We start from the raw sequence: 21,109 nt of genomic DNA on the forward strand, positions 1-21,109 counted from the left end.
GTGGCAGATTAAGGAATCACTAAGAAGGCTTAACCTAGATTATGTTGATTTATATCAAATACATGCCCCTGATCCTGATACCCCTAAGATTGAGACTCTTAGGACTCTTAATTACCTTGTTGAGGATGGTTTAGTGAATTACATTGGTGAAAGCAATCACCCAGCACACGACATAGTTGAATTCATGGAAATAGCCGAAAGAAGAAACCTAGAACCCTTCACAACAATGCAGGAACCGTATAATTACATTGAGAGGTGGATTGAGAATGATAAAATACCTGTGGCCAAGAGGTACGGCATGGCAATACTAGCCTACATTCCCTTAGCTCAAGGAGTATTAACGGGAAAATACGTTGACTTTCAGAATAAGACCTGGAAGATACCTGAAATGTCTAGGGCAGATTACATAGAGGGTATGAGGCGTAGGTACTTCACTGATAGGAATCTTAAAATACTTATTGAATTCCACGAGGTAGCTAAGGAATTAGGTGTAAGTGACGCTCAGTTGGCATTAGCATGGATGATTAAGAGGGGTGAAAGCCTTGGGGTAACTATAATACCCATAATAGGTGCAACAAGTGTTAAGCAGCTTGAGGAGGACTTAGAAAGCCTAAACGTTAAAATAAATGATGACGTAATGAAGAGGCTTGAGGACATATACAAGACACACACCTCCCAGTAATAAACTAGGAAATGTTACATCATAGAATTACATTATTTACAGGAAAGTAGAATGATTAATGATTATAGGACTTTGAAAACCATTAATGAAGGCGAGATAAAGCTAAACCTAAGTTCATTAGCTTTTACTTAAATTTAAACAAAATATTGCCAAAGAAAATAATGATTTAAATTAAAAATACTTTCTTAGCTTACCTTCTCCTTAGTGTTATTATTGCTGCTACCACTACTACAATAATCACTATGCCTATTATTACTGTTGAAGTAGCAAGTAATCCTTTTTTACACTCACACTCTGCTTTAATGATGTACATTAGCTCTATTTATAAGGTTAATGCTTGGTATTTAAAACCTAAACTCGTATTTTAATCATTATTGAGAATTAATGGAACAAGGTAGAGTATCCTTAAATATTGGTATGCATACAGCTAATTAATGCATAACTTCAATGTTTGGGTTAAGCCTACGGGTTTCATTAGTAGGGGTGGTTTGAGGGGTCTCTTAATATATGTTAGGAATAGGTCGCCTTATCAAGTTAAGTTTACTGTTAATGGCCGTGGATTCACTGCTTCCTCTGGTTTGAATTGGTTCCTCGCTGAGGTTAAGCCTAATGAGCCTGTTGAGGTTAGGTTTGAGGATGGTGAATCCTACTCATTTAAGCCTGAATTCAAGGAGCCTAGGAGGCTTAGGGTTTATGTTGCCCCAACAGTCCACACGGACTACGGCTACACTGACCTCCAGCCTAGGGTTGAGGAGGTTCATAGGGGTAACATGGATATTGCCCTTAAAGTAGCCTCCAGGGGTGGTAAATTCGTTATTGAGGTTAATGAGCAGCCCTTCGGTAGGATTATGGAGCTCCTAGAAGCCAATAAGGGTGGCTTAATTGGTGTTCAGGCATTCCCATTAAATGTGTTAACTGGCTTATGTAGCCATGAGGAGTTAATTAGGTTATTCTACAGTGTTAGGGATTTGAGGAGGGCAGGCTTTAGAATTGAGACAGCAGCCTTAAATGATATACCAAGTGCAGTTTATGCGCTCCCAAGCGTCTTAGCATCATGCGGTATTAAGTACTATATTCAGGGTGCTAATCCAGATAGGGGTCCGTTACATAAGTTGAATACCTGGCTTAAGTCACCCTTCAAGTGGGTTGGGCCTGATGGTAATGGTGTATTGGCATGGTTCAGTGGTGGTTATGGTGGATTAATACCGGGATTCCACGGTTACCACCAGGGTTGGTCAGCTGGCTTATTAACGAGCCTTGATAGGGCTGAGGCTGGTTTAGCCCACTTCCTAACAACCCTTGAGGAGAGGGGTTACCAGTATGGGAGTGTTTTACTCTACGGTATGTTCATTGATAATTGGCCTGCATCGGATAGGTTCATTGATATTGTTAATGAGTTTAATGAGAAGTGGGAGAACCCACAGTTAATAATCTCCACTACGGACGACTTCTTCCATAACCTTGAGCGTGAGGTTAATGGTAAGGTTAGTGAGGTTAAGGGTAGTTTTGGGGCTTATTGGGAGGATGGTGCAGCCTCAACGGCTAGGGAGTTGGCTATGCTGAGGCTTGCTAAGAAGCTACTGTACTTCGCTGAAGTGGCCTACACCTTCGATTACCTTAATGGCTTAAAGTACCCTAAGGATGACCTTAATGAGGCTTGGAGGAGTGTAGTGTACTTTGATGAGCATACGTGGGGTGCGTGGAATTCAGTTAGTGACCCCTATAATTCAAATGCCATGGAGCAGTGGCGTATTAAGGCTGGCTTCGCAGGTAAGGCTCTTAGTAAGGCTATTGAATTGACTAGGGGTGATTACGTTAGTAACCCATACCCATTCACAGCCAGTGGTATTATTGAGAATACTTACGTTGAATTACCACCAATGTCATCAAGGCCATTCGCAAGGAAGCCCCTTGTGGGTAGGAGTGTTGATGCCCAGGATACTGTAATTGAGTCACCTTACTACAGGGTCACTATTAGGGGTGGTAGAGTGGTTAGTGTTATTGATAAGGAGCTTAATGCGGAATTAATAGATTCATCAAAGTACGCACTTGATGAATACGTCTACGTGCTTGGTGGTAGGGGGACTAGTATGGAGAGGACAATATTGAACTACCTATATGAGGGTGAGCCCACTGCCCCGGCTTTCAGTATTATTAGGGAGTATTCAAGTAGGGTTAATGGGGTTTATGAGAATGATGATGTAATTACTGTGGTTATTGAGGGTGAAAGCCACCTTAGTAGGATTAGGAAGGAGATTACTTTACCTAAGGCCCGTAAGGAGATAATTATTAGGAATACTGTGGATAAGGTTGAGAATTACGATAAGGAGGGTGTTTACTTTGCATTCCCATTCAAATTAACTAGGCCTAAGGTGCTTATTGAGGAGCCTGGGGCATTCATTGATGTTGAGGGTGAGTTGGTTGAAGGTGGGTGCGCCAACTGGTTTACTGTAAATAACATTACCCTACTTAAGGGTGAGTTTGATGTGGCGTTCTACACTGAGGAGGCTCCATTGATTACAATTAATAATATTTTCGACGGCATCTGGAGAGGAAGTATTAAAGTGAATAGCGGCTTAATATTCTCCTACGTCATGAATAATTACTGGCACACTAACTATAAGGCTGCCCAGGGTGGCTCATTCACGTTCACTTACCGGTTAACGAGTGGTAGGGGTATTAAGCCAAGTATGGCTCATAGGTTCTTCGCATCACCTGTGATTGGGAGGGTCATAAATGGTGACTTAACGGTAGATCCACCTGAAGTGGTGGTGACTGCGGTTAAGAAGTGGGATTTGGGTGATGGTGTTGTTTTAAGGCTACTTGAGGTTGATGGTGAGGCTAAGTCATTAACCATAAGGTCAAGGATGCTGAATGGCTACACAGCCTACCTAGCCAACCCACTGGAGGAGCCCATTGATAAGATTGGTGAATTCACCAATGGTGAATTAAAGGTGAGTATTAAGCCGAGGTCATACCTAACCATCATCGCCAAGAAGAGTTAAAGTAAAATTAAGTAAGTGGCTTATCAACAGACCCCACATACCTCCTTAGGAGTATTAAGGCGATAATCACGGGTAATATGAGTACTATGAATGTGTTACGTATGCCTATTAAATCCGCCACATAACCTGTCACTGTTGGTGTGGCTATGCCTATGAGCATCATGAATGAGAAGAATAAGCTATTAGCCGCATTCCTATGCTGAGGTTTAAACGCCCTTGATATGGCAACTACGGATAATGGGTAAGTGATACCATGAGGTATACCAAGTAGTAGTAGTGCAATAATGTAGATTAATGAGCTGCTAGTTAACCCAATCATTGTCACGCCAATTACAGTTAATAATACTGCACTACTCATAAGTGGCCAAAGCCTTTCAGCTGGTTTAATGGATAAGTAGAGCCTACCTAGGAATGATGTTATGAAGAATAGTGAGAATAGGGTTTCAACCATCGAGTAGCTTAATCCAAAGGAATCCCTAGCGTAAATACCGCCAAATGCCATTAGGAAGGAGAAGACTACGTTATATGTTGCAATATTTAGGACTGCGGTCAGGAATCCAGGATTAGATAGCACATTATTCACAGTAATTAATGAATCACCACCCCGCTCCTCAGGGAATCTAATAAGTGGAGCTATGGCTAAGGCAAGTATTGGGAATATTGTGAAGAATAGGAAGGATTCCTTTAAACTATAGTGCTTAAGTATTAGTGATTCAATGGCTGGGCCTAATATTAGGCTTATGCTTAGTGATAATGTATATATGTTAAGCAGCCTCTCCCTAGCTCTCCTATCGGGCAGTAAACTTGCTGAAGTTATTATGTTAGGCATTAGGAAGCCTAGGGTGAATCCTGCAATGGCTGAGAGTAGCCATATGGTTAATGGTGATGACAACCAAAATAATGGATAAACCACAGTATATGCTACTGAAGATGCTATTAATGCCAGCCTCCTACAGCATGACCTTAACCTTGAATTAATTAAGCCACTGCTTAGGAATGTCATTAATGCTGTTAAAGCTGATAATAAGCCAATAAGCGTATTACTGAAGTGGAAATCATACCTAGCTAATAGGGGTATTGTGGTCATTAGCATATTGTTAGATGCCCTAACCGCTATTGTCAAGGGTACTATTATTAGTAATGCCTGCACTAATCCCAAGTAATGCCCCCTAATCATTAAGCATCACTATACCTTTTAACAACATTAATAAAATCTGCGTAGTTGCCAGTATCATAGATACCATATTTAACTCTCCTAAGAATATTCTCAATAAACCCCCTAGGAATACTAATTGGTAGCTTCCTTGCAATGTATTCGGCTGCATCAGTTAAGCTTCTTTTAGCAGCCTCAATGCCAGCAGTATAGGTATCTATGAAGTATTGTGGATTACCACTCACGTAAGCACCACAGGCTCCAGGCGCATTAACCAATTCCTCTAGAAATGCGTCATTATGTTCAAGAACCCCTAAATTAAGCACAGCACTTTGGACTTTACCTTCATTAAGCATGTTAAGTATAGAGTACCAGTCATCAGCGTAAACAAGCTCAGCCTTTAATCCAACCCTATCTAATAATGCTCTAGTGAGTAAATCCGCTGCACTACCACGCCTCCAAACGGCAATCCTAGGCCCCTGTAACTTGGGGTAAATGAACATTAGTCCCTTAACGGTTACCACATCTACTCGTAAATCATTCTTAATTAAAGATACTAATGAATCAGCTATCGCATAGGCGCTTTCATTCTCCTTACCCTTAGCGAATACTAAATCCAAGTCGCGGTAATACCTTGAAGCCAGTATTAAAGGGTATGAAACAGGGCCTGGTGCAGTTATTATCTTCATTGATAATATTATCGATATCGAATTTTTAAACATTTCCCGCTACACTAACCAGAACCTTACTAGTCCTTTATTAATAATCATGCATCGTTAATACCTGGCAACTCAATAATAGCTAGCCTAATCTCCTCATCCCCTCCTATCACTCATTACGAAAAGACGTAACAAACAAAAACATAAGTAAAATTTATAGGACTTCCCAGTTTAATTGGTTAATATTATGATTACCTGGTGTGTTTAAGGTTTCTTATTATTAGGCTCGGATTATCTGTGGTTATTTCATCAACACCCATTTCAGTTAATTTAATAGCTATATCAACATCATTTATGGTCCAGGCACCAATCTTTAAACCAGCCTCATGAGTAATCTTAACGTCACTTTCATTAATTAGCCTATATTCTGCTTGAAGCCATTGCGCCTTTAATTTTTTAGCGATGTCAATGAACCATCTGGCTTTACCTATGAATATTAACCCTAACTCCACTGAGTCATCAAGTTGCCTAACTCTTTCAAGCGCATTGAAATCAAAGGACACGATCTTAGCCTTCACATTATGTTTCTTAACTAGGTTAAGTACCTCCTCCTCAATGCTGGGATACACGTCACTACCATGTTTAAGCTCAATTACGAAGCTTGTCTTATTACCAAATTCCCTAAGCACCTCATCGAGGGTCGGTATCTTAACCCCACGCCACTCTACACCAAACTTAACCCCAGCGTCTAGTTTCCTTAACTCATTAATTGTATAGTCCTTAACGTAACCTGATCCAGTGGTTGTTCTATCCAGTGTATCATCGTGAATTACAACTAATTCACCGTCCTTAGTCATGTGTACATCTAATTCAATGCCATCCACCCCAGCTTCAATAGCTAGTTTAAATGATGGTATTGTGTTCTCTGGGGCACAACACCTGGCCCCCCTATGCCCAATAATTAATGCCATAGGGTTTAACTTCAGTGAAGGCTTTTAAGTATACTTAGCATTAAATCTATGTTTAATTCACCAATAACCGTAGGTTTCTCAATACCTAAGTTAACCAGTACCTCTGGGTCAACTTCACCAATACATCCAATCCTAGAATCATTCACCAGCACCTCTACTGCGCGTACAGGTATAAAGGGTTTATCACCGCATTTACGTAGGTTAGCCGCCATTCCCAATGCCTTAAGGAGTGACTTAACTACTGATAATCCATCAGTTAAAGTGTATCCATCACCCATGAGTAGTACACCAACTCTTCTACTGGTGGCTGCAGTATTATCCTTTAACTCAACCACATCGCCTATTTCAAAAGCTTCCAGTTTACCAACAAGCCTCTGATTAACCTTAACCGTTAGGAGCAGTGATGGTATGAGCGAACTACGGAGTGCTGAGTAATCCTTAATCTTAGGGTTACTTAATTTAACGAAGTTAATTAAGCCAATACTCCTCATTACCTCATCACTAATTAAGTTAAAGTTAACCACCTCCTGCAGCCCCATACCCAGCAGTAGGTCTCTAATGATACTACTCAAGTGCTCCACAGGGTGTTTAGAGCCGAAGTGTGTTGGGGGTGGTAGGTTTGGTTCAAGGTTATTGTAACCGAGGCCAATCGCAATGTCTTCAATGACATCAACGTAGCTGTGGACATCAATCCTATAGGGTGGGGCAAGCACATTAATTGAATCACCCATGTCTGAGACTTTAAACCCCATCCTCATTAATACGCTGGTGGTTGCGTTGGGTTCAAGCCTCATACCTATTAAATCCTCAGCATCCTTTAGTTTAACGTTAATATTAATCCAATTAAGGCTTGGGGTAAGTTCACTATTGGCCCCGGTGGCCTCAATGGACTGTATTACAGGGTTCCTAGACCTTTCAGCCACTGAGGTAACCATGATATTTAACACGCGTTTCATTAATTCAGGTTCAACACCAGTTACATCAATTAACACATTCCTAGTGGCCTCAGTTACTTTAGTTTCCTCACCATTAAGTATCGGTGGGAATGAGAGAACCTTACCCTCATCATCAATTAATAGCGGGTACTCCCCAGGCTTAACTAAGCTTGAGTATGCCTTACCCTTCTCAGTTACATTAAGTACATCAGTAAGCGTCATGGATTCGCTGTAACCTAATGGCCTGTAGGTAGCCTCCTTAACAGTAACGTAACTGAAGGGTGGCTTAACAGTGTCAAGGTCGTATAAGCCTATTGACACTAGCCTCCTATCATCACCATAGTCCCTATGTAGTATCTCCTGAAGCTGGAAGAGTTGCCTAATAGCCTCATCATTAAGTTCAACATTCCTTACAATGGCCATGTAGGCGTATGGCCTATAAGCCGGTGCCTTAGTTGCATCAAGTTTAGTGGCTGGCCCATCGACATTATACTCTGGTATGCTTCTTGAACCTAGGTATATGCCTATAGCCCTTCCAAGCCCCTCAGCTGAAAATAAGTCTGGCCTATCGTAATTAAGCTCAATGGCTACATAATCACCCTTAACATCAGTGACTTCACCCTTAAAAACCTCTACAATATCCCTGAGGCCATCAGGTGTTAAATCCACCCGTGCTATTGAGGATAGGTCCCTTAGGGAGACTTCAATGGTTGGCACTTAAACCACCCCAATGGGAGTCTTCATTGAGTCTATTTCCTTAATGTTATTAGTGTAGAGGGTTCTAATATCATCAACACCAAGTACAACCATTGCCAACCTATCTATTCCAACACCCCAGGCCGCAACCTTATACTCACTGCTTAAGCCAACTATCTTAAGCACCTCAGGCCTAAACATGCCTCCTGGGAAAACCTCAAGTTGCCCAAGCCTTGGGTGCTTCACGTAGCCTTCAACACTTGGTTCAGTGAAGGGGAAGTAAGCTGGCTTAAAGTAAACCTTACCAAGCCTAAGCCTATTAGCAAGCTCAGTGAAGAAGCCCAGTAGGTTCCTAAAGGTAACCTCCTTACCCACTATTATGCCTTCAAGTTGGTGGAACTCCATGAAGTGCGTGGGATCAGGTGTGTCAGGTCTATAGACCCTATCAAGTGAAAATAACCTATACTCACCTGGCCCCCTATGGTAAATCTGCCTAATAGTAACCAGCGTCGTGTGTGTTCTTAAAAGTACCCTAAGGGCTTCATCCCTACTCCACTTATATGACCAAACTAACTCATGCTGCTCACTAGCCCTCTCCATAACCTCTACGGGGGTTTCCCTCGGCTTGAGCCTATTCTCAACATAGAATACGTCAGTTTCACGCCTAGCTGGGTGGTATTGAGGCACTAGGAGGGTGTCGAAGTTCCATAAGGCGGCGTCAACGTGTTCATCCTTAACCTCCTCAAACCCCATGGCTACTAGCTCATCCCTAATTTGATTCAGGAATTGAATGAAGGGGTGCTTACGCCTAATAGGCCTTAAGGGTACCTCCACAGCTAAGTCGAATTCCTTAAAGACCCCACTCCTCCAGGAACCTGAGGTTAAGTCGGCTGAGGTTAGGCTAGTTATTACCCTAGCACTTGTCAATTCACCAATCCTGTATAGGTTTAAGGCTTCCTGGGTTATGGTAACCATGAGCTTCTTCACTTGGTGAACCTTAACAAGCCCCCTACGCCTAGCCTCCTCCACTGGTTCAGGTAATTTACCAGCATACTCCATAGTACCCTTAATGCTGCTTAGGAATGACTTAAGTTCATTAATGTAATTCATTAATTCACCCTCATTATCAGTTAAATTAATTACATTACCACTTAGATTAACCACCCTAAGCCTCCTAAGCCTACCTAAGGCTGCTGCGAACTCCTCCCTACTTAAGCCTACTAATTTATTTAATTCGCTTAAACTTGCCTTACCACCTAATTCCCTCAACTTGGCTACAAGCCTCTCCTCAGGTAATCCTAATCTTAAGTACTCCCCACCAAGATCAGTTAATGTGACCCTCGTAACCAACCTATATTCAATACTAATAAGCCCTCTCACCCTAAGTTCCTCAAGATCCCTCATAATATCCTCAGCCCTCTTACCCACTTTACTTGCTAGGGAGTCTGCGTCAATGGGCTCATTAACCTCAGCCAGCGCTTTAATTATACTGTACTGTAATGGTGGTAAAACAACCATACCCTACATCCCCGCTTACCAACCCTTATTAAGCTTAACACCTAGCCGCTGATGAATGGGCAAAATGGGTCAGGGCCATTTAATGAACCATACTTAGCGTAAGCTCTAGCTGGGCACCCTCCCTGGCATAGCTCAAAGAATGGGCACTTGGTACATGATGAATTATGTACCCTATTCCTAAAGGCCTTAAATCCACTTACCCATACCTTACCTAAATCATCCCACCTAACATTACCCTCCCTGAACTCCGGCCTCATTAATAATTCACAGCCGTAAATATCACCATTAGCGTCAATCACAAGCCTACTCTTACCAGCTGGGCATATACCATAGTTAGTGACCTTAAGCCTATTAAGTAATTCCTCAGCCTCACTATAGGCCTTACTCATGAGGTTCATTAACCCAAACCTAAAGCCACTATACACAACCTTAACATTAATGCTACCTAACTTACTTAACTTAACTAATACCTCGTATGCCAACTCATTACTAATACCTAAGTTACCTCCACTGGCTCTACCAAATTCCTGAACCCTAATGAATGTTACCGCAGGAACATTTAAGCTGGCAGCCAGTTTAACAAAGTCCTCTACATAATCAGTATTACTGATTGTAACGGTATATGATAATGTTACGGTAATTCCCGCTTTCTTAAGGTGCTTAATGGCATTAATGGCTTTCCTGAAGGATCCATGGCCCCTAATTATATCGTTGATTACTGGGTTAGGTCCATCAAGGCTAACTTGAACCTGATCCACGCCTGAATCCCTTAGTTTAAGTGCCACCTCCTCACTTACCAGTGTTCCATTGGTACTTAGGGAGATGACCATACCATTCTCCTTACCCCTCTTAATTATGTCCAGTAAACCCCTGTTAAGTAGCAGGAGGGGTTCACCGCCAAGTAGGTAAAGGTACCTTACACCTAGTTCACTTAATTCATCCACAACCCTGATCCATTCATTAGTATTGAGTTCATTGGGTAACGGCCTAGAGGCTGATACATAGCAGGTAATGCACTTGAGGTTACATGCCCTAGTTAAGTAAAGGGTGGCATCCACTGGATTCTCCGAGCTAAGTAACTTAGCAAGGTTCTCAGCATAATCATTGGCATTAAGAGCTAGGATATGGGTTAATGGGGTAGCAGGGCATTCTGTGAGGAAGATCAACCCCATATCCTTAATTAATTCATCAGCCAAGTTAATTCACCTAGCTAACTATTTCTAGATAATATACTAGGTTAAAAATATTTCGTAACCTTACTTTAATAAGTATGATTTATTGAATTAAGGATTATGTAGTTAATTTTGAATAAAAACAAGGTGCCAACTCAATTCAGCCTTCAAACTCATTATGCTATATATTAAATACCATTATGGTATTATTCCATCTGCTATCGCATTTGAGGAAATTATGAGGGTATTCATCAATGGTTAATAAATAATGCTTTAATTTCACATCCCTCTTAAAGAACCCTATATTTATTCCATATATCTTTAAGGTGAGCGCCCCTTCTTAATTCACTCTTAGCAATGCTCTCCTTACTTACCTTCTCAATAGCTCTATTGATTGCTTCATTCATCACTTCCTTAGGTACAATAACCACACCATTAATATCACCAAACACTAAGTCACCCACCCTAACTTTCACATCACCCACAGTTACCTCGATCCCGTGGCCCTTAAACTCACCCCTACCCTTAATATCGTATGGTGTTTGGCCCATTGCGAATATTGGGAATCCAAGCCTTAAAACCTGATTAACATCTCTAACTAAACCATGAACAACAGCACCCCTAGCACCCCTCGCCATTGCCGCTGTGCTTGTTAATTCACCCCAAACAGCAGTCCTGCCTCTAATGGTTTCATTAACCTCAATAACAACCACCGAATCCTCAGGAATAGAATCAACAGCCTCAATGAGTCCTTTATAAGGGTTATCGGGGTTAAGGCTGTTGGCTTCGTCAACGTACATTGGGTATGCGTACCCTATAACCACGTAGTTGGGGTTAATTGGAAGTATACCGCTTGGTAATGCATGATTATGGACACCTATTTCATCCAACACGTCTGAAATAACCGGTGAGTAAAGTATTCTACTTAAGTACTCTAAGTTCACTTGGATTCACCTTAACTGTTTTACACTAATCATACTTAAATACCCTACCTGGGTTTAATCATTAAAGGCACTTAATGGACTTTAAAAATCAGTACATCCTTAAAAAGGGCTTAGGGATAGCTGCACTGGTAATTCATGGGGAAGGTGATAATTATTGATCACCCCCTGGCTCAGGATATATTAACGACGCTTAGGGATAGGAGGACTGGCCAAATTGAGTTTAGGAAGGGGTTGGTTAGGCTTGGTAGGTTAATAGGTTATGAGATAATTAAGTCCTTTGAAACCTATAGTGTGGAGGTTGAGACACCCCTTGGTATTAAGGCTAGGGGGATTAGGATTAAGGATGTTGATAAGGTCATAATAGTTCAAGTACTTAGGGCAGCCATGCCCATGGTTGAGGGCCTTCTTAAGGCCTTCCCAGCGGCTAGAATAGGTGTTGTTAGTGCCAGGAGGATTGAGAATACTCATGTGCCTGGGTCAATGGAGTTTCAAATAGATGTTGGGTACTATAGGATTCCTGAAATACGTGATGAGGATACATTAATCATAGTTGATCCGATGCTAGCCACTGGATCAACAATATTATCCACCTTGGATATAGTGTATAGGCATGGGAAGCCTAAGAGGACCATAACTGTACATGTGATAGGCACTAAGTACGCCATAGAGAGGATACTCGCCAAGTACCCGGATATTGATGTTTACTTAGTTGCAGTTGACCCAGAGCTGAATGAGAGGGGATTCATTGTACCTGGGCTCGGGGATGCTGGGGATAGGGCCTACGGTGAAGCCTAAGACCTCCAACTACTCCCCTTCTTGCCCCCAGCCTCAAGGAAGGACTCAACTGACTGCGCTATCCTCATGCCATGGGATAACGCCTTACCAATTAACGTCGGGCCATTAGTTACATCACCAGCGGCAAAGACGCCAATCCTAGTTGTCCTGCCCTGGGCATCAGTATCTATAGTACCATTATGCCTTAACACTATGCCGCAGCACTCCTTCCTCATGGGTGGTGTTGGTATTTCACCAATAGCTGATATTAAAGTATCTACACTGAGTGTGAATTCAGAGCCAGGTATTGGCTCCGGGGCAGGCCTACCTGAGGCGTCTGGTTTACCCAGCCTCATTTTAATAATCTTAACAGCCTCAACATACTCCTTACCACTAACCTCCACTGGTAATGTTAACTCAAGGAGCTTAATACCCCTCTGGATTAACCTATTTATCTCAGCCTTACCAGCAGGGGCCTCGTTTATAGTCCTCCTGTAGGATAAGTAAACTTCCTTAGCTCCCTCTAATTGGGACTCTATTGCGGCGTCAACAGCCGTTAAACCAGCCCCAACCACCATGGACTTTAAGCCTGTTTTAAAAACCTCAGACTTAGGTAAATAACCATGCTGGCTCGCGTATATTCTGAATAAGTAATCAAGGGCTAGGTATGATCCTTTAAGGTCCTCCCCAGGGATCTTAAGTTTCCTAGACTCCCACGTCCCTGTGGCTATCACTAAGGCATCATACTTATCTATCAACTCCTCCAGGTGAATCCTGCTCTTAACGAATTGATCACCCTCAATCTTATACTCATCATCGCAGATAACCTTAACATTACTGAAGAAGTTAACCCCCAATTCCCTAAGCTCCCTCACACCAGCCCTAATGTTATTCCAAGGTAGCCTCCAGTTGGGTATGGCGAAGAGTGTCATTCCACCTGGTTCAGGCATCCTATCGTAGACATCTACATCATACCCCTTGCATATCAAGTAACCAGCCGCACCTAAGCCCGCTGGCCCAGCCCCAATTATAGCCACCTTACCTTGCCTCTTACTAATCTTCTGACCTGGGCTACACTTTAATGCGAACTTCATGAATTAGGCTCTGTTTCGCTATTTTTAATGTTTTTCACATGACTTTTAACTCAGTATTATGTTCATTTTACACTGTACTTTTAAACTTTCTATGGCATGGGGGTTAATTGATTTTGGTTTTAATGAGTTAAAGGGCATTATTCAGCGGCAATTTGGCTAAGTATGGTAAGGAGCTTAGGCTCATTAACCCAGTGAATGCATCTAGGGCATGCTCAAGGTGCGGCTACATGAATAATGAATTAACACTCAAGGATAGGGTNNTTCAAATGCCCAAAATGCGGACTTAAATATCACCAAGCATGAGGACTAGAAACCAAACTAACCGCAGAATCCCACCTAAAGAAGGGGGTAGCTAACATACTTAGAATTAGTCTCATCCCTGTTCCTTAACTTGAGCTCCATTTAAGGTGCAGGCTAACTTACCGGCTTCACGGGGATTAGTAATGTAAAGTATCCTGGAGGTTCTCCTATCATCAACGTAATCTGGGAAAGCTAACTCAAGCCTATCTGTTGGGAAACCCATACCCTTAAGTACTATTGTTGGTTTACCCATGGCATACGCTAAAAGCACCTCCATTATTGTCCCAGCAGCACCACCAATAGCTACCACAGAATCACTACTCCTAATCAGCACTACTGATCTTTCCCTAAACTCCATGCCAGTCCTCACAATTACGGCATCCTTAGGGACCTCAATAGCATCGTTCTCAATGGGCAGTATTAACACAACCCTTAACCCCCTTGAAATAGCTTCATCAGCAGCAACTTTCATCAAACCCCAGTAACCACCTAAAAGTATAGTAGGTTTACATTGAGTTAAACCATCCATAACATCTTTAATTGCCTTAACATGCTTATCCCTGTATTCACCACTATGGGCTGCAATGGCCACCTGCACGTTATGTTAGGTAAATGAGCTGTTTAAAGTATTTCTCCTTAAGCCACTTGCTTTTCTCTTAACATCAGATTTATTAAGGTGAAAGCATAAGTGGATGACGTAGTAATGGTTGAAGAGAGGATACTGGTGCTTTGTGTAGATAGGGATAATGATGTTGGGGAGAGGCTCGGTATTAAGACCCCAGTTGTTGGTAGGGATGAGGTTCTTAAGGTTGGGGTAGATTTCATAGTTAGGTACCCAGATGATTCAGATGCAAACGCCATATTTGGGGCTATTAGGGTTTATGATAGTTTAAGGCCGATATACGGTAATAATATTGAGGTTGCTTTAGTTACTGGGAGCAGTGATAGTGATGTTGAGGCTGACTTGAAGGTTATGGCTGAGTTGGATAAGGTTTTAAGCATATTTAATGCCGATGGTATAATACTGGTTTCAGACGGCCCCTCTGATGAGGTAGTGCTTCCCCTCATACAATCAAGGAGGACAGTGATATCGGTTAAGAGGATTGTTGTTAAGCAGACTAGGAGTGTTGAGGACTTCGCTGTATTAACCAGGTATTACCTTAGGAAGGCCTTCCTTGAACCTGGGTGGAGGCAATACACATTGGGTTTACCTGGACTGGTGGTTATGCTTTATGGGATATGGCTTTTGATTCCTCAATCAATTAAGCCCATATTAGCCTCATCCATATCACTGGTGATTGGTGTAGTATTGCTCTTCATAGCCTTTAACGCATATAGGCCGCTCATATTATTCATAAGGCGTTATGAGGCCACATTCTTCACCATACTGGTAACCATAGTTATACTGGCCATGTACATAAACATATACTCACCCATATTGAGGAGTAACCCATTCATGGTTTTAATAGGGAAGCCATTAACTTTACCTGAAATCCTAGGCATAATATATGGGGCATTGGTGGCGGTATTAGTTATAGAGACTTACTCAAAGACTCACAGGATACCTTACGGTTACATTGCGTCAATATCATTAATATCACCATTAACTGGATTATCCTCAATAATAGTGCCTGGTTTCGACATTGCGTCATTAATATTATTCCTTACAATATACGTGCTAATCAATATGCTGGTGTTGGCTATGATATTCGTGATTAGGAGGCATGTTAGGAGGATTAGTATTGAGCGGTGAAATGGGGGCCTTCATTAAATTAAAGAGATTAATGGGTATTGAGTTGGCATGCTTAGAATTAAGAACACTAATTAGGTTAAGTGGATTAAATGTGAGTAATATTGAATGTGGGGATGGTTGGGCTAAAGTAAATACCAGTGATGGGCTTGAGCAATTGTTAAGCGTTATCAATAGGGCGGCCTTAGTTAAGGAAATTACTATTAATGGAGTTAAGTATAAGCCCACCTTAATTAAGGCGGTATTAAGCAGCGTAAGGAAGGACTCACCTCACTTGAATCCGCTCCACGCGCTACTCATGATTAACTTAACTGGCGTCACCGAGGGTCCAATAATTGATCCATTTGTTGGAGTAGGCACAATACCCAAGATAGCTGAGGAGTTAGGTATACGTGCAATTGGGTGCGATATTAAGAGTGTAAGTGACTTAATCTGCAATGCTTTAATGATGCCTATTAGGCCTCATTCAATTAAAGCAATAGTAACTGATCCACCATTCAATAGGGTGTTTAGGACGGAGTCAAGGCTCAGTAGCCTCTACATTAAGTTTCTTGAATCAGCAATTGAATTACTGGCTAAGGGTGGAAGCATTGTAATGACGCTTCCCTCATATTTACTAGACGTGGTTATTGATGAGGCCGCCTCACTGAATTTAAACGCATACTGCATAGGTGTCGATCATGTTCATGGGGCATTATCAAGGTTTATACTATGCTTAAGCAAGGACGATAACTAGTGTTAATGCCTTGGGTAAAGGAATAAAAACCGGTCCTTTACATTAGGCTTGGCTTTTAAGTAAACAGTGAGGTTGATGATGAGGCTGAGCTAAGACGATGAGTGAGTGTTTATGAGCCTACTGATCGACGTAAGGTTACCTTTCAATTAAACAAGGTCCCTCCGGGAGAAAACCTTAAAATCACTTACCTAAAAAACCATGAAGCCCCGGTAGCTCAGCCTGGTTGGAGCGCCCAGGGGTTTGCTTACCCCGCGTAGGCCTTGTAAGTCGGGGTCCAGGTGAGCGGGAGGTCCCGGGTTCGAATCCCGGCCGGGGCTCTACTACTAGGGTAATTACTGTATAATACATTAAGCTAGGATTGAGGATGATAAGAAGTTGAGTATTAAGGATTTAAACGCGCTGAGATGTTAAAATTGATGCGAAAATCAACGATGTTTATAGGAGGATTGATGAGGCTAATAAGAGGATTGGCGAAATCCTAAAGCTAATGGGAGTATGGAGGAATGTATTAACAAGTGTATGGGTTCATTAAATGCTAAGATTAATGATGTTGGCAGAGCATTAAGCGCCAGAATTAATACTGCCGCTGGGAGAATTGAGGATACCAGTAGAAGGGTAGAGGATAATAGATGTATAGATGAAACGAATAAGAGATAGATACATTAATAAAAAGTATCACTAGGATGCTAATAATCAATATTGATTCTTACAATGTTTTATTGAGGATTCCATTCATTAATTAAGAATCCTTAGTGGCCTTTATTAAATTACTCATATGCTCAGCGTACCTACTTGTTACATATGTTATTAAACCCATGTTAACATCCTTATTAGCCACCACTATGAGTAATAGGTCACCGTAAATATGCTCAATGTAAAGCACATAGCCACTGTAGCTTATCACTGCGTACTCAATATCACCCAGCTTAACTTCACCACTAATCTTCCGCATATGGTTAATAGCCAAGGCACATAATGCTGATAATGAATCAACACTTAAATTAATTATAGTCTTATACACTATTGGTAAACCATTAACATCTGACACCACTGCGCCTACCACATCCCCCTCCATATCCCTTAGGTAAGATTCAAGCAAGTCATTAAGCTCATTAACTAAGCCCTTCTCCTGCCTCACTAAGGTGCCACTGGTGCTGGCTTTAATTACTTTTAGATAAAATTTAACTTAAAGGATCGCTTAAGTCCTTACTTAATTAACTAGCACTACCTTTTAATTCCTATTCTTAATTTACTGATATGTAAGTCCTGGTATTCCATACACCTAAGATATGAACTTTTAAGTAAATGGTAATTCCACTAACGGGCCCCTGCATTGAGTATTAGGGTAGTACCATGAATCAATGCCCCATCAACCGTGGGCAGTAGGTTAATCGCTTGCCAGGTTCACTAACTAAACATAGCGAAAAATATAAATCCTTATGAAAGCAAGTTAACGCTAGAGTTCCTTAACCTTAAAAGGCAAGGCTTCCTAACCATTTTGTGACCTAGTGGCTATATCATGCGTATGTGTGCCATTAATGCCACTATGAGGAATATTAAGGCTAATGATGAGCTTACGCCCAGCATTAACCTATTGTTAATCACTAAGGAGACTACTGTTAGGATTGAGGATACTCCCAGCATTATCCAGGAGAACGCCTCAGTACCCCTAATCCTTAATGTACGCTTAACAGCCTTCTTAATCTGCCTATTAACAGTGGGCTGCTGGCTCCTCCTCTTATCCTCCTCACTAATAAAGAAGGGTGGTTTAGTTTCCTGTACTGCATTCGGGAATATTATCTTTAAAACATCAACCACGTCACCTCTAAGCCCCTGGAATTCACCCCTCTTAATCATTAATGGATCCACGTTAAGGTTCCTTAAAATATCCTCAACAGCCTTAACAACCTCCTCCTCGCTGCAGCCTTGGTTAAGGAGATTATAGACTATTGAGGATACTCTCCTAACTAGGCTTAAGTCACTTATGACATCTCTGAACTTAGTGTACCATAGCCTAAAGTCCTCAGCCTCAAGCCTAATGCTCACCGGGTCACAGCCACTCCTCTTATTGTTAGCCACAAGCGTCAATAATATTGATGTTTTTAAAGGTTATTATTAGTGCCCATGCGTCGGTATTTGAAGACGTAGACCTCGGCCATAATGTAATTGGCTATGAAGCCGAATATAACCCCTATTACGTATGCTACGTAACCGTTTATGCCAAGGGCGTAGTGAAGCAGATTCGTTACGGCGTATGTTACTGCTGTTCCAGTTAAACTGGCTACATGATACTTACCTAACCCCACCCAGTAACCCACTGACCTGTCTTTAAACGTCCACACTTTATTTAAGGTAAAGTTGTTGACAATACCTGCTTCAAGGGCTGGTATAAGGGATATGAAGTACGCTAACCCAAGCACCCTCCAGAATACGTGGAGCACCAGTTCAGAGACTATTAGGCCTATTGCACCAACAATAGCGAACTTAATGGGCCTGTAGCCGCTTAGGGAAAGCAGGTTCAGTGATATTGAGGCAACTTGCTTAACATAGTTTACTATTTGCCTAGTACCTAACTTAGATGAGCCAGCCTCCCTAGTCCTAAAAACGTAGGGAACCTCCACAATACTCCTAACCCTACAGAGGGCAAGTATGTCAAGCAGTATCTTGTAGTCGCCATGGGGCTTATCTAGGCATACGGCGTCCCTCTTCATTGCGAAGAAGCCTGAGACGGGGTCCTTAACATCCCTGGCTGTAGGCACTAGTATGTGAGCTAAGGTAATTGCCCCACGGCTTATTATCCTCCTCAAGAGGGGCCAATCACCTGCTACTCCACCACCATTAATGTACCTAGAGGCAACGGCAACATCAGCGCCATTTGAAACGGCCTCAATAAGCTTAGGCACTACTGATGGTGGGTGTTGCAAATCAGCATCCATTACCACAATAATGCCTCCCCTACTAGCCCTTATACCATCAATCACAGCGCTTGACAATCCAAGCCTCCTACCCCTCTCAATAATCCTAAGATTAACCCCAAGCCTCCTCGCAGTATCCTCAGCAACCTTAACGGTGCCGTCAGTTGATCCATCATCAACAATTATTACCTCATAGTTAACACCCTTAAGGTTACTGGCTAATTCCTCAATAAGCCTACCTACATTACCAGCTTCATTAAGTGTTGGCACTATTATTGATGCGTCAAGCGCATCACTCATCCTCAACTCCATTAGCAATAAGCAAGGGTACTTTAATAGTTTTTCCCTCAAACCAATACTCATAAATAGTTTAAGATAAACTATATTGGCTCCCCAACAGATAAGAGTTAAAAAGCCCACTCCCCATTACAACTGGGCCAGGCCTGGAGGGGCGCCACCCCTCCCCCTCTCAAAGGGGGCCGTAGGTAAACGGAGGCCGAAACCCCACCCCGCTACTGATTAGCCCAGTGTCGGGCCATGGGTACCGCTATGAAGGCCAGCCCCCTGAGACGTCCACCGCCCACGCCTACAGCCGTAGGGCTGTGGGTAGTGGGGTTCCGGTGAACCGGGTTAGGCCCGGGAGGGAGCGGCCCTAAGCCGGGGTGGGCGTGTTCAGGGGTCCACTGGCCTGAGCATGGGCCTATGGCTACGGCTGAGGCTGGTCAGTAGTGGGGTGGGGGTTGGGCCCTAACTTAAATCATATTATATATTGTAGTATATTCCCCACGCCGCCTACTTTTTGCTGCATTATCTTAGTATGTTCTCGCGCATTAAGTGAAGTAATCGCCTTATTATCCTTACCTCCATGGGAAGTTTTAATGAACAATGTGCTGAACCATAGGTTTTTAAAGCGTGGAGAGCTTCAATGCTGGTCTAATGATTAATACTAAGGTGAGTAAGTACTTACCGTACATTGGCTGGAGGCCTCTTCAAGCTAAGATTGCGGACTTCATATACAGTAACCTAGGGGAGGGTAAGGGGATTGTGGTTGAGGCACCCACTGGTGTGGGTAAGACTGCGGCCGCCTTAGCCGCTGCCTTAGCCTACAGTGAGGGTGAGCCTATTAAGATTGTCTACATGATTAGGACTAATAATCAAGCCGCTGCACCCATGAGGGAGTTAAGTAGGATGCTTAAGGTTAGGGGGGTATTCGTACCCTATGTCCTAGTTAGGAATAGGGCTAGGATGTGCTGCATTTCATCAACCTCTAGGTTACCTTACAGGGACTTCCTAATGGAGTGCAATTACTTGAAGAGAACAGGGGAATGCAAATACTACGTTAAGTTGAAGAACAATGGGGTGGATGGTAGCTTATTCATGGATACTGTGGCTGGCTTAGAGTCACCCAGTGAGTACGTTAAGTCAGTATGTAGGCTGGGTGTATGCCCTTATGATGCGTCAAGGATGCTTATAGATGAGGCGAGGGTCATAATACTATCCTACTACTACTTATTCTCCCTAAACGCCCCTGAGGTGGTTAACTTTGATTTAAAGTCATCAGTGCTTATAATTGATGAGGCGCATAACCTCCCCTACGCCATACTTGACTTGAACACTCAGTATTTGACCGAGGCCATGGTTAAGGCAGCCCTATCTGACGTTAGGAGGTTCGTGAATGACATTAACGTTAAGGCAGGTGCATTAAGGGCCTTAGCATCGATTAGAGCCCTCTTCAGGGACTTATTCAGTAACATGAGTGAGCAGGGTGAACGTAGGGTTGATTCAACCAAGGTCCTGGAGTACTT

Annotated in this window: 19 protein-coding genes, 1 tRNA gene and 1 other RNA gene; 9 read left to right on the forward strand and 12 right to left on the reverse strand. The window is 42.4% G+C overall.

The annotated features are described in order from the left end of the window. Together BP896_RS08035 and BP896_RS08040 are read left to right on the forward strand one after the other, a co-directional pair. Nucleotides 1-682, forward strand: a 682-nt coding sequence (locus BP896_RS08035) for an aldo/keto reductase (protein ID WP_291767388.1), incomplete at its 5' end; no start/stop codon positions are given. A gap of 434 nt (nucleotides 683-1,116) precedes the next feature. Further along, a complete protein-coding gene (locus BP896_RS08040) occupies nucleotides 1,117-3,687 on the forward strand; it encodes a glycosyl hydrolase-related protein (protein WP_291767389.1) in 2,571 nt (856 codons plus the stop codon). Nucleotides 3,688-3,694: 7 nt separating this feature from the next. Here BP896_RS08040 and BP896_RS08045 read toward each other — a convergent pair whose 3' ends face one another. The 7 genes from BP896_RS08045 to BP896_RS08075 all read right to left on the reverse strand — a co-directional run bounded on the left by BP896_RS08045 (nucleotide 3,695) and on the right by BP896_RS08075 (nucleotide 11,735). Then, nucleotides 3,695-4,864 carry an MFS transporter gene (locus BP896_RS08045; RefSeq protein ID WP_291767390.1) on the reverse strand — a complete coding sequence of 390 codons (1,170 nt, stop codon included), beginning with the start codon at nucleotides 4,862-4,864 and terminating at the stop codon, nucleotides 3,695-3,697. Then, the gene (locus BP896_RS08050) at nucleotides 4,864-5,529 is read right to left on the reverse strand and encodes a DUF3834 domain-containing protein (RefSeq protein WP_291767391.1); all 666 of its coding nucleotides are present in this window, start codon (nucleotides 5,527-5,529) and stop codon (nucleotides 4,864-4,866) included. The genes BP896_RS08045 and BP896_RS08050 overlap by 1 nt, the downstream gene beginning before the upstream one ends. 221 nt (nucleotides 5,530-5,750) lie before the next feature. After that, on the reverse strand, nucleotides 5,751-6,470 hold the full coding sequence (locus tag BP896_RS08055; protein WP_291767392.1) for a glycerophosphodiester phosphodiesterase: 720 nt from the start codon (nucleotides 6,468-6,470) through the stop codon (nucleotides 5,751-5,753). Nucleotides 6,471-6,481: 11 nt separating this feature from the next. Beyond that, entirely contained in the window at nucleotides 6,482-8,122 is a 1,641-nt protein-coding gene (gene pheT / locus BP896_RS08060; protein ID WP_291767393.1) for a phenylalanine--tRNA ligase subunit beta, read from the reverse strand. Beyond that, complete coding sequence (locus tag BP896_RS08065; protein ID WP_291767394.1) at nucleotides 8,123-9,619, reverse strand: phenylalanine--tRNA ligase subunit alpha; 1,497 nt, start codon at nucleotides 9,617-9,619, stop codon at nucleotides 8,123-8,125. A 41-nt stretch (nucleotides 9,620-9,660) separates the two neighbouring features. Next, nucleotides 9,661-10,815, reverse strand: coding sequence for a radical SAM/SPASM domain-containing protein (locus BP896_RS08070; protein WP_291767395.1), 1,155 nt, complete (start codon nucleotides 10,813-10,815; stop codon nucleotides 9,661-9,663). A 266-nt stretch (nucleotides 10,816-11,081) separates the two neighbouring features. Beyond that, nucleotides 11,082-11,735, reverse strand: coding sequence for an RraA family protein (locus BP896_RS08075; RefSeq protein ID WP_291767396.1), 654 nt, complete (start codon nucleotides 11,733-11,735; stop codon nucleotides 11,082-11,084). 135 nt (nucleotides 11,736-11,870) lie between these two features. On the opposite strand from BP896_RS08075, the gene upp reads away from it, so the two are divergent. Further along, nucleotides 11,871-12,530, forward strand: coding sequence for a uracil phosphoribosyltransferase (upp, locus tag BP896_RS08080; RefSeq protein WP_291767397.1), 660 nt, complete (start codon nucleotides 11,871-11,873; stop codon nucleotides 12,528-12,530). Here the strand turns inward: upp and BP896_RS08085 are convergent. Continuing rightward, nucleotides 12,527-13,603, reverse strand: a complete 1,077-nt coding sequence (locus BP896_RS08085; protein WP_291767398.1) for an FAD-dependent oxidoreductase — start codon at nucleotides 13,601-13,603, stop codon at nucleotides 12,527-12,529. The genes upp and BP896_RS08085 overlap by 4 nt on opposite strands. 373 nt (nucleotides 13,604-13,976) lie before the next feature. Continuing rightward, the gene (locus tag BP896_RS08090; RefSeq protein WP_291767399.1) at nucleotides 13,977-14,501 is read right to left on the reverse strand and encodes an LOG family protein; all 525 of its coding nucleotides are present in this window, start codon (nucleotides 14,499-14,501) and stop codon (nucleotides 13,977-13,979) included. A 90-nt stretch (nucleotides 14,502-14,591) separates the two neighbouring features. Between BP896_RS08090 and BP896_RS08095 the strand changes: the two genes are divergently transcribed. The 4 genes from BP896_RS08095 to BP896_RS08110 all read left to right on the forward strand — a co-directional run bounded on the left by BP896_RS08095 (nucleotide 14,592) and on the right by BP896_RS08110 (nucleotide 17,046). Further along, nucleotides 14,592-15,656: a DUF373 family protein gene (locus BP896_RS08095; RefSeq protein ID WP_291767400.1), complete on the forward strand. Its 1,065-nt coding sequence runs from the start codon at nucleotides 14,592-14,594 to the stop codon at nucleotides 15,654-15,656. Further along, nucleotides 15,646-16,389 carry a TRM11 family SAM-dependent methyltransferase gene (locus BP896_RS08100; protein ID WP_291767401.1) on the forward strand — a complete coding sequence of 248 codons (744 nt, stop codon included), beginning with the start codon at nucleotides 15,646-15,648 and terminating at the stop codon, nucleotides 16,387-16,389. Before BP896_RS08095 ends, BP896_RS08100 begins: the two co-directional genes overlap by 11 nt. Before the next feature lie 203 nt (nucleotides 16,390-16,592). Beyond that, nucleotides 16,593-16,706 (forward strand) — tRNA-Thr (locus tag BP896_RS08105). 178 nt (nucleotides 16,707-16,884) lie between these two features. Further along, nucleotides 16,885-17,046 (forward strand): hypothetical protein, encoded by a 162-nt coding sequence (locus BP896_RS08110; RefSeq protein ID WP_291767402.1) that lies wholly within the window; start codon nucleotides 16,885-16,887, stop codon nucleotides 17,044-17,046. 82 nt (nucleotides 17,047-17,128) lie between these two features. Here the strand turns inward: BP896_RS08110 and BP896_RS08115 are convergent, their stop codons facing one another. The 3 genes from BP896_RS08115 to BP896_RS08125 form a co-directional block, all read right to left on the reverse strand. Beyond that, entirely contained in the window at nucleotides 17,129-17,527 is a 399-nt protein-coding gene (locus BP896_RS08115; RefSeq protein WP_291767403.1) for a roadblock/LC7 domain-containing protein, read from the reverse strand. Nucleotides 17,528-17,901: 374 nt separating this feature from the next. Then, nucleotides 17,902-18,468 carry a hypothetical protein gene (locus tag BP896_RS08120; protein ID WP_291767405.1) on the reverse strand — a complete coding sequence of 189 codons (567 nt, stop codon included), beginning with the start codon at nucleotides 18,466-18,468 and terminating at the stop codon, nucleotides 17,902-17,904. Nucleotides 18,469-18,491: 23 nt separating this feature from the next. Beyond that, complete coding sequence (locus BP896_RS08125) at nucleotides 18,492-19,616, reverse strand: glycosyltransferase family 2 protein (RefSeq protein WP_291767407.1); 1,125 nt, start codon at nucleotides 19,614-19,616, stop codon at nucleotides 18,492-18,494. Between the two features lie 119 nt (nucleotides 19,617-19,735). Here BP896_RS08125 and ffs point away from each other — a divergent pair. Then, nucleotides 19,736-20,055, forward strand: an RNA gene (gene ffs, locus BP896_RS08130) — signal recognition particle sRNA. Between the two features lie 185 nt (nucleotides 20,056-20,240). Continuing rightward, nucleotides 20,241-21,109, forward strand: an 869-nt coding sequence (locus BP896_RS08135; protein WP_349681946.1) for a DEAD/DEAH box helicase, incomplete at its 3' end; no start/stop codon positions are given.

The sequence above is a fragment of the Caldivirga sp. UBA161 genome, assembly GCF_002506515.1.
GTDB lineage: Archaea > Thermoproteota > Thermoprotei > Thermoproteales > Thermocladiaceae > Caldivirga.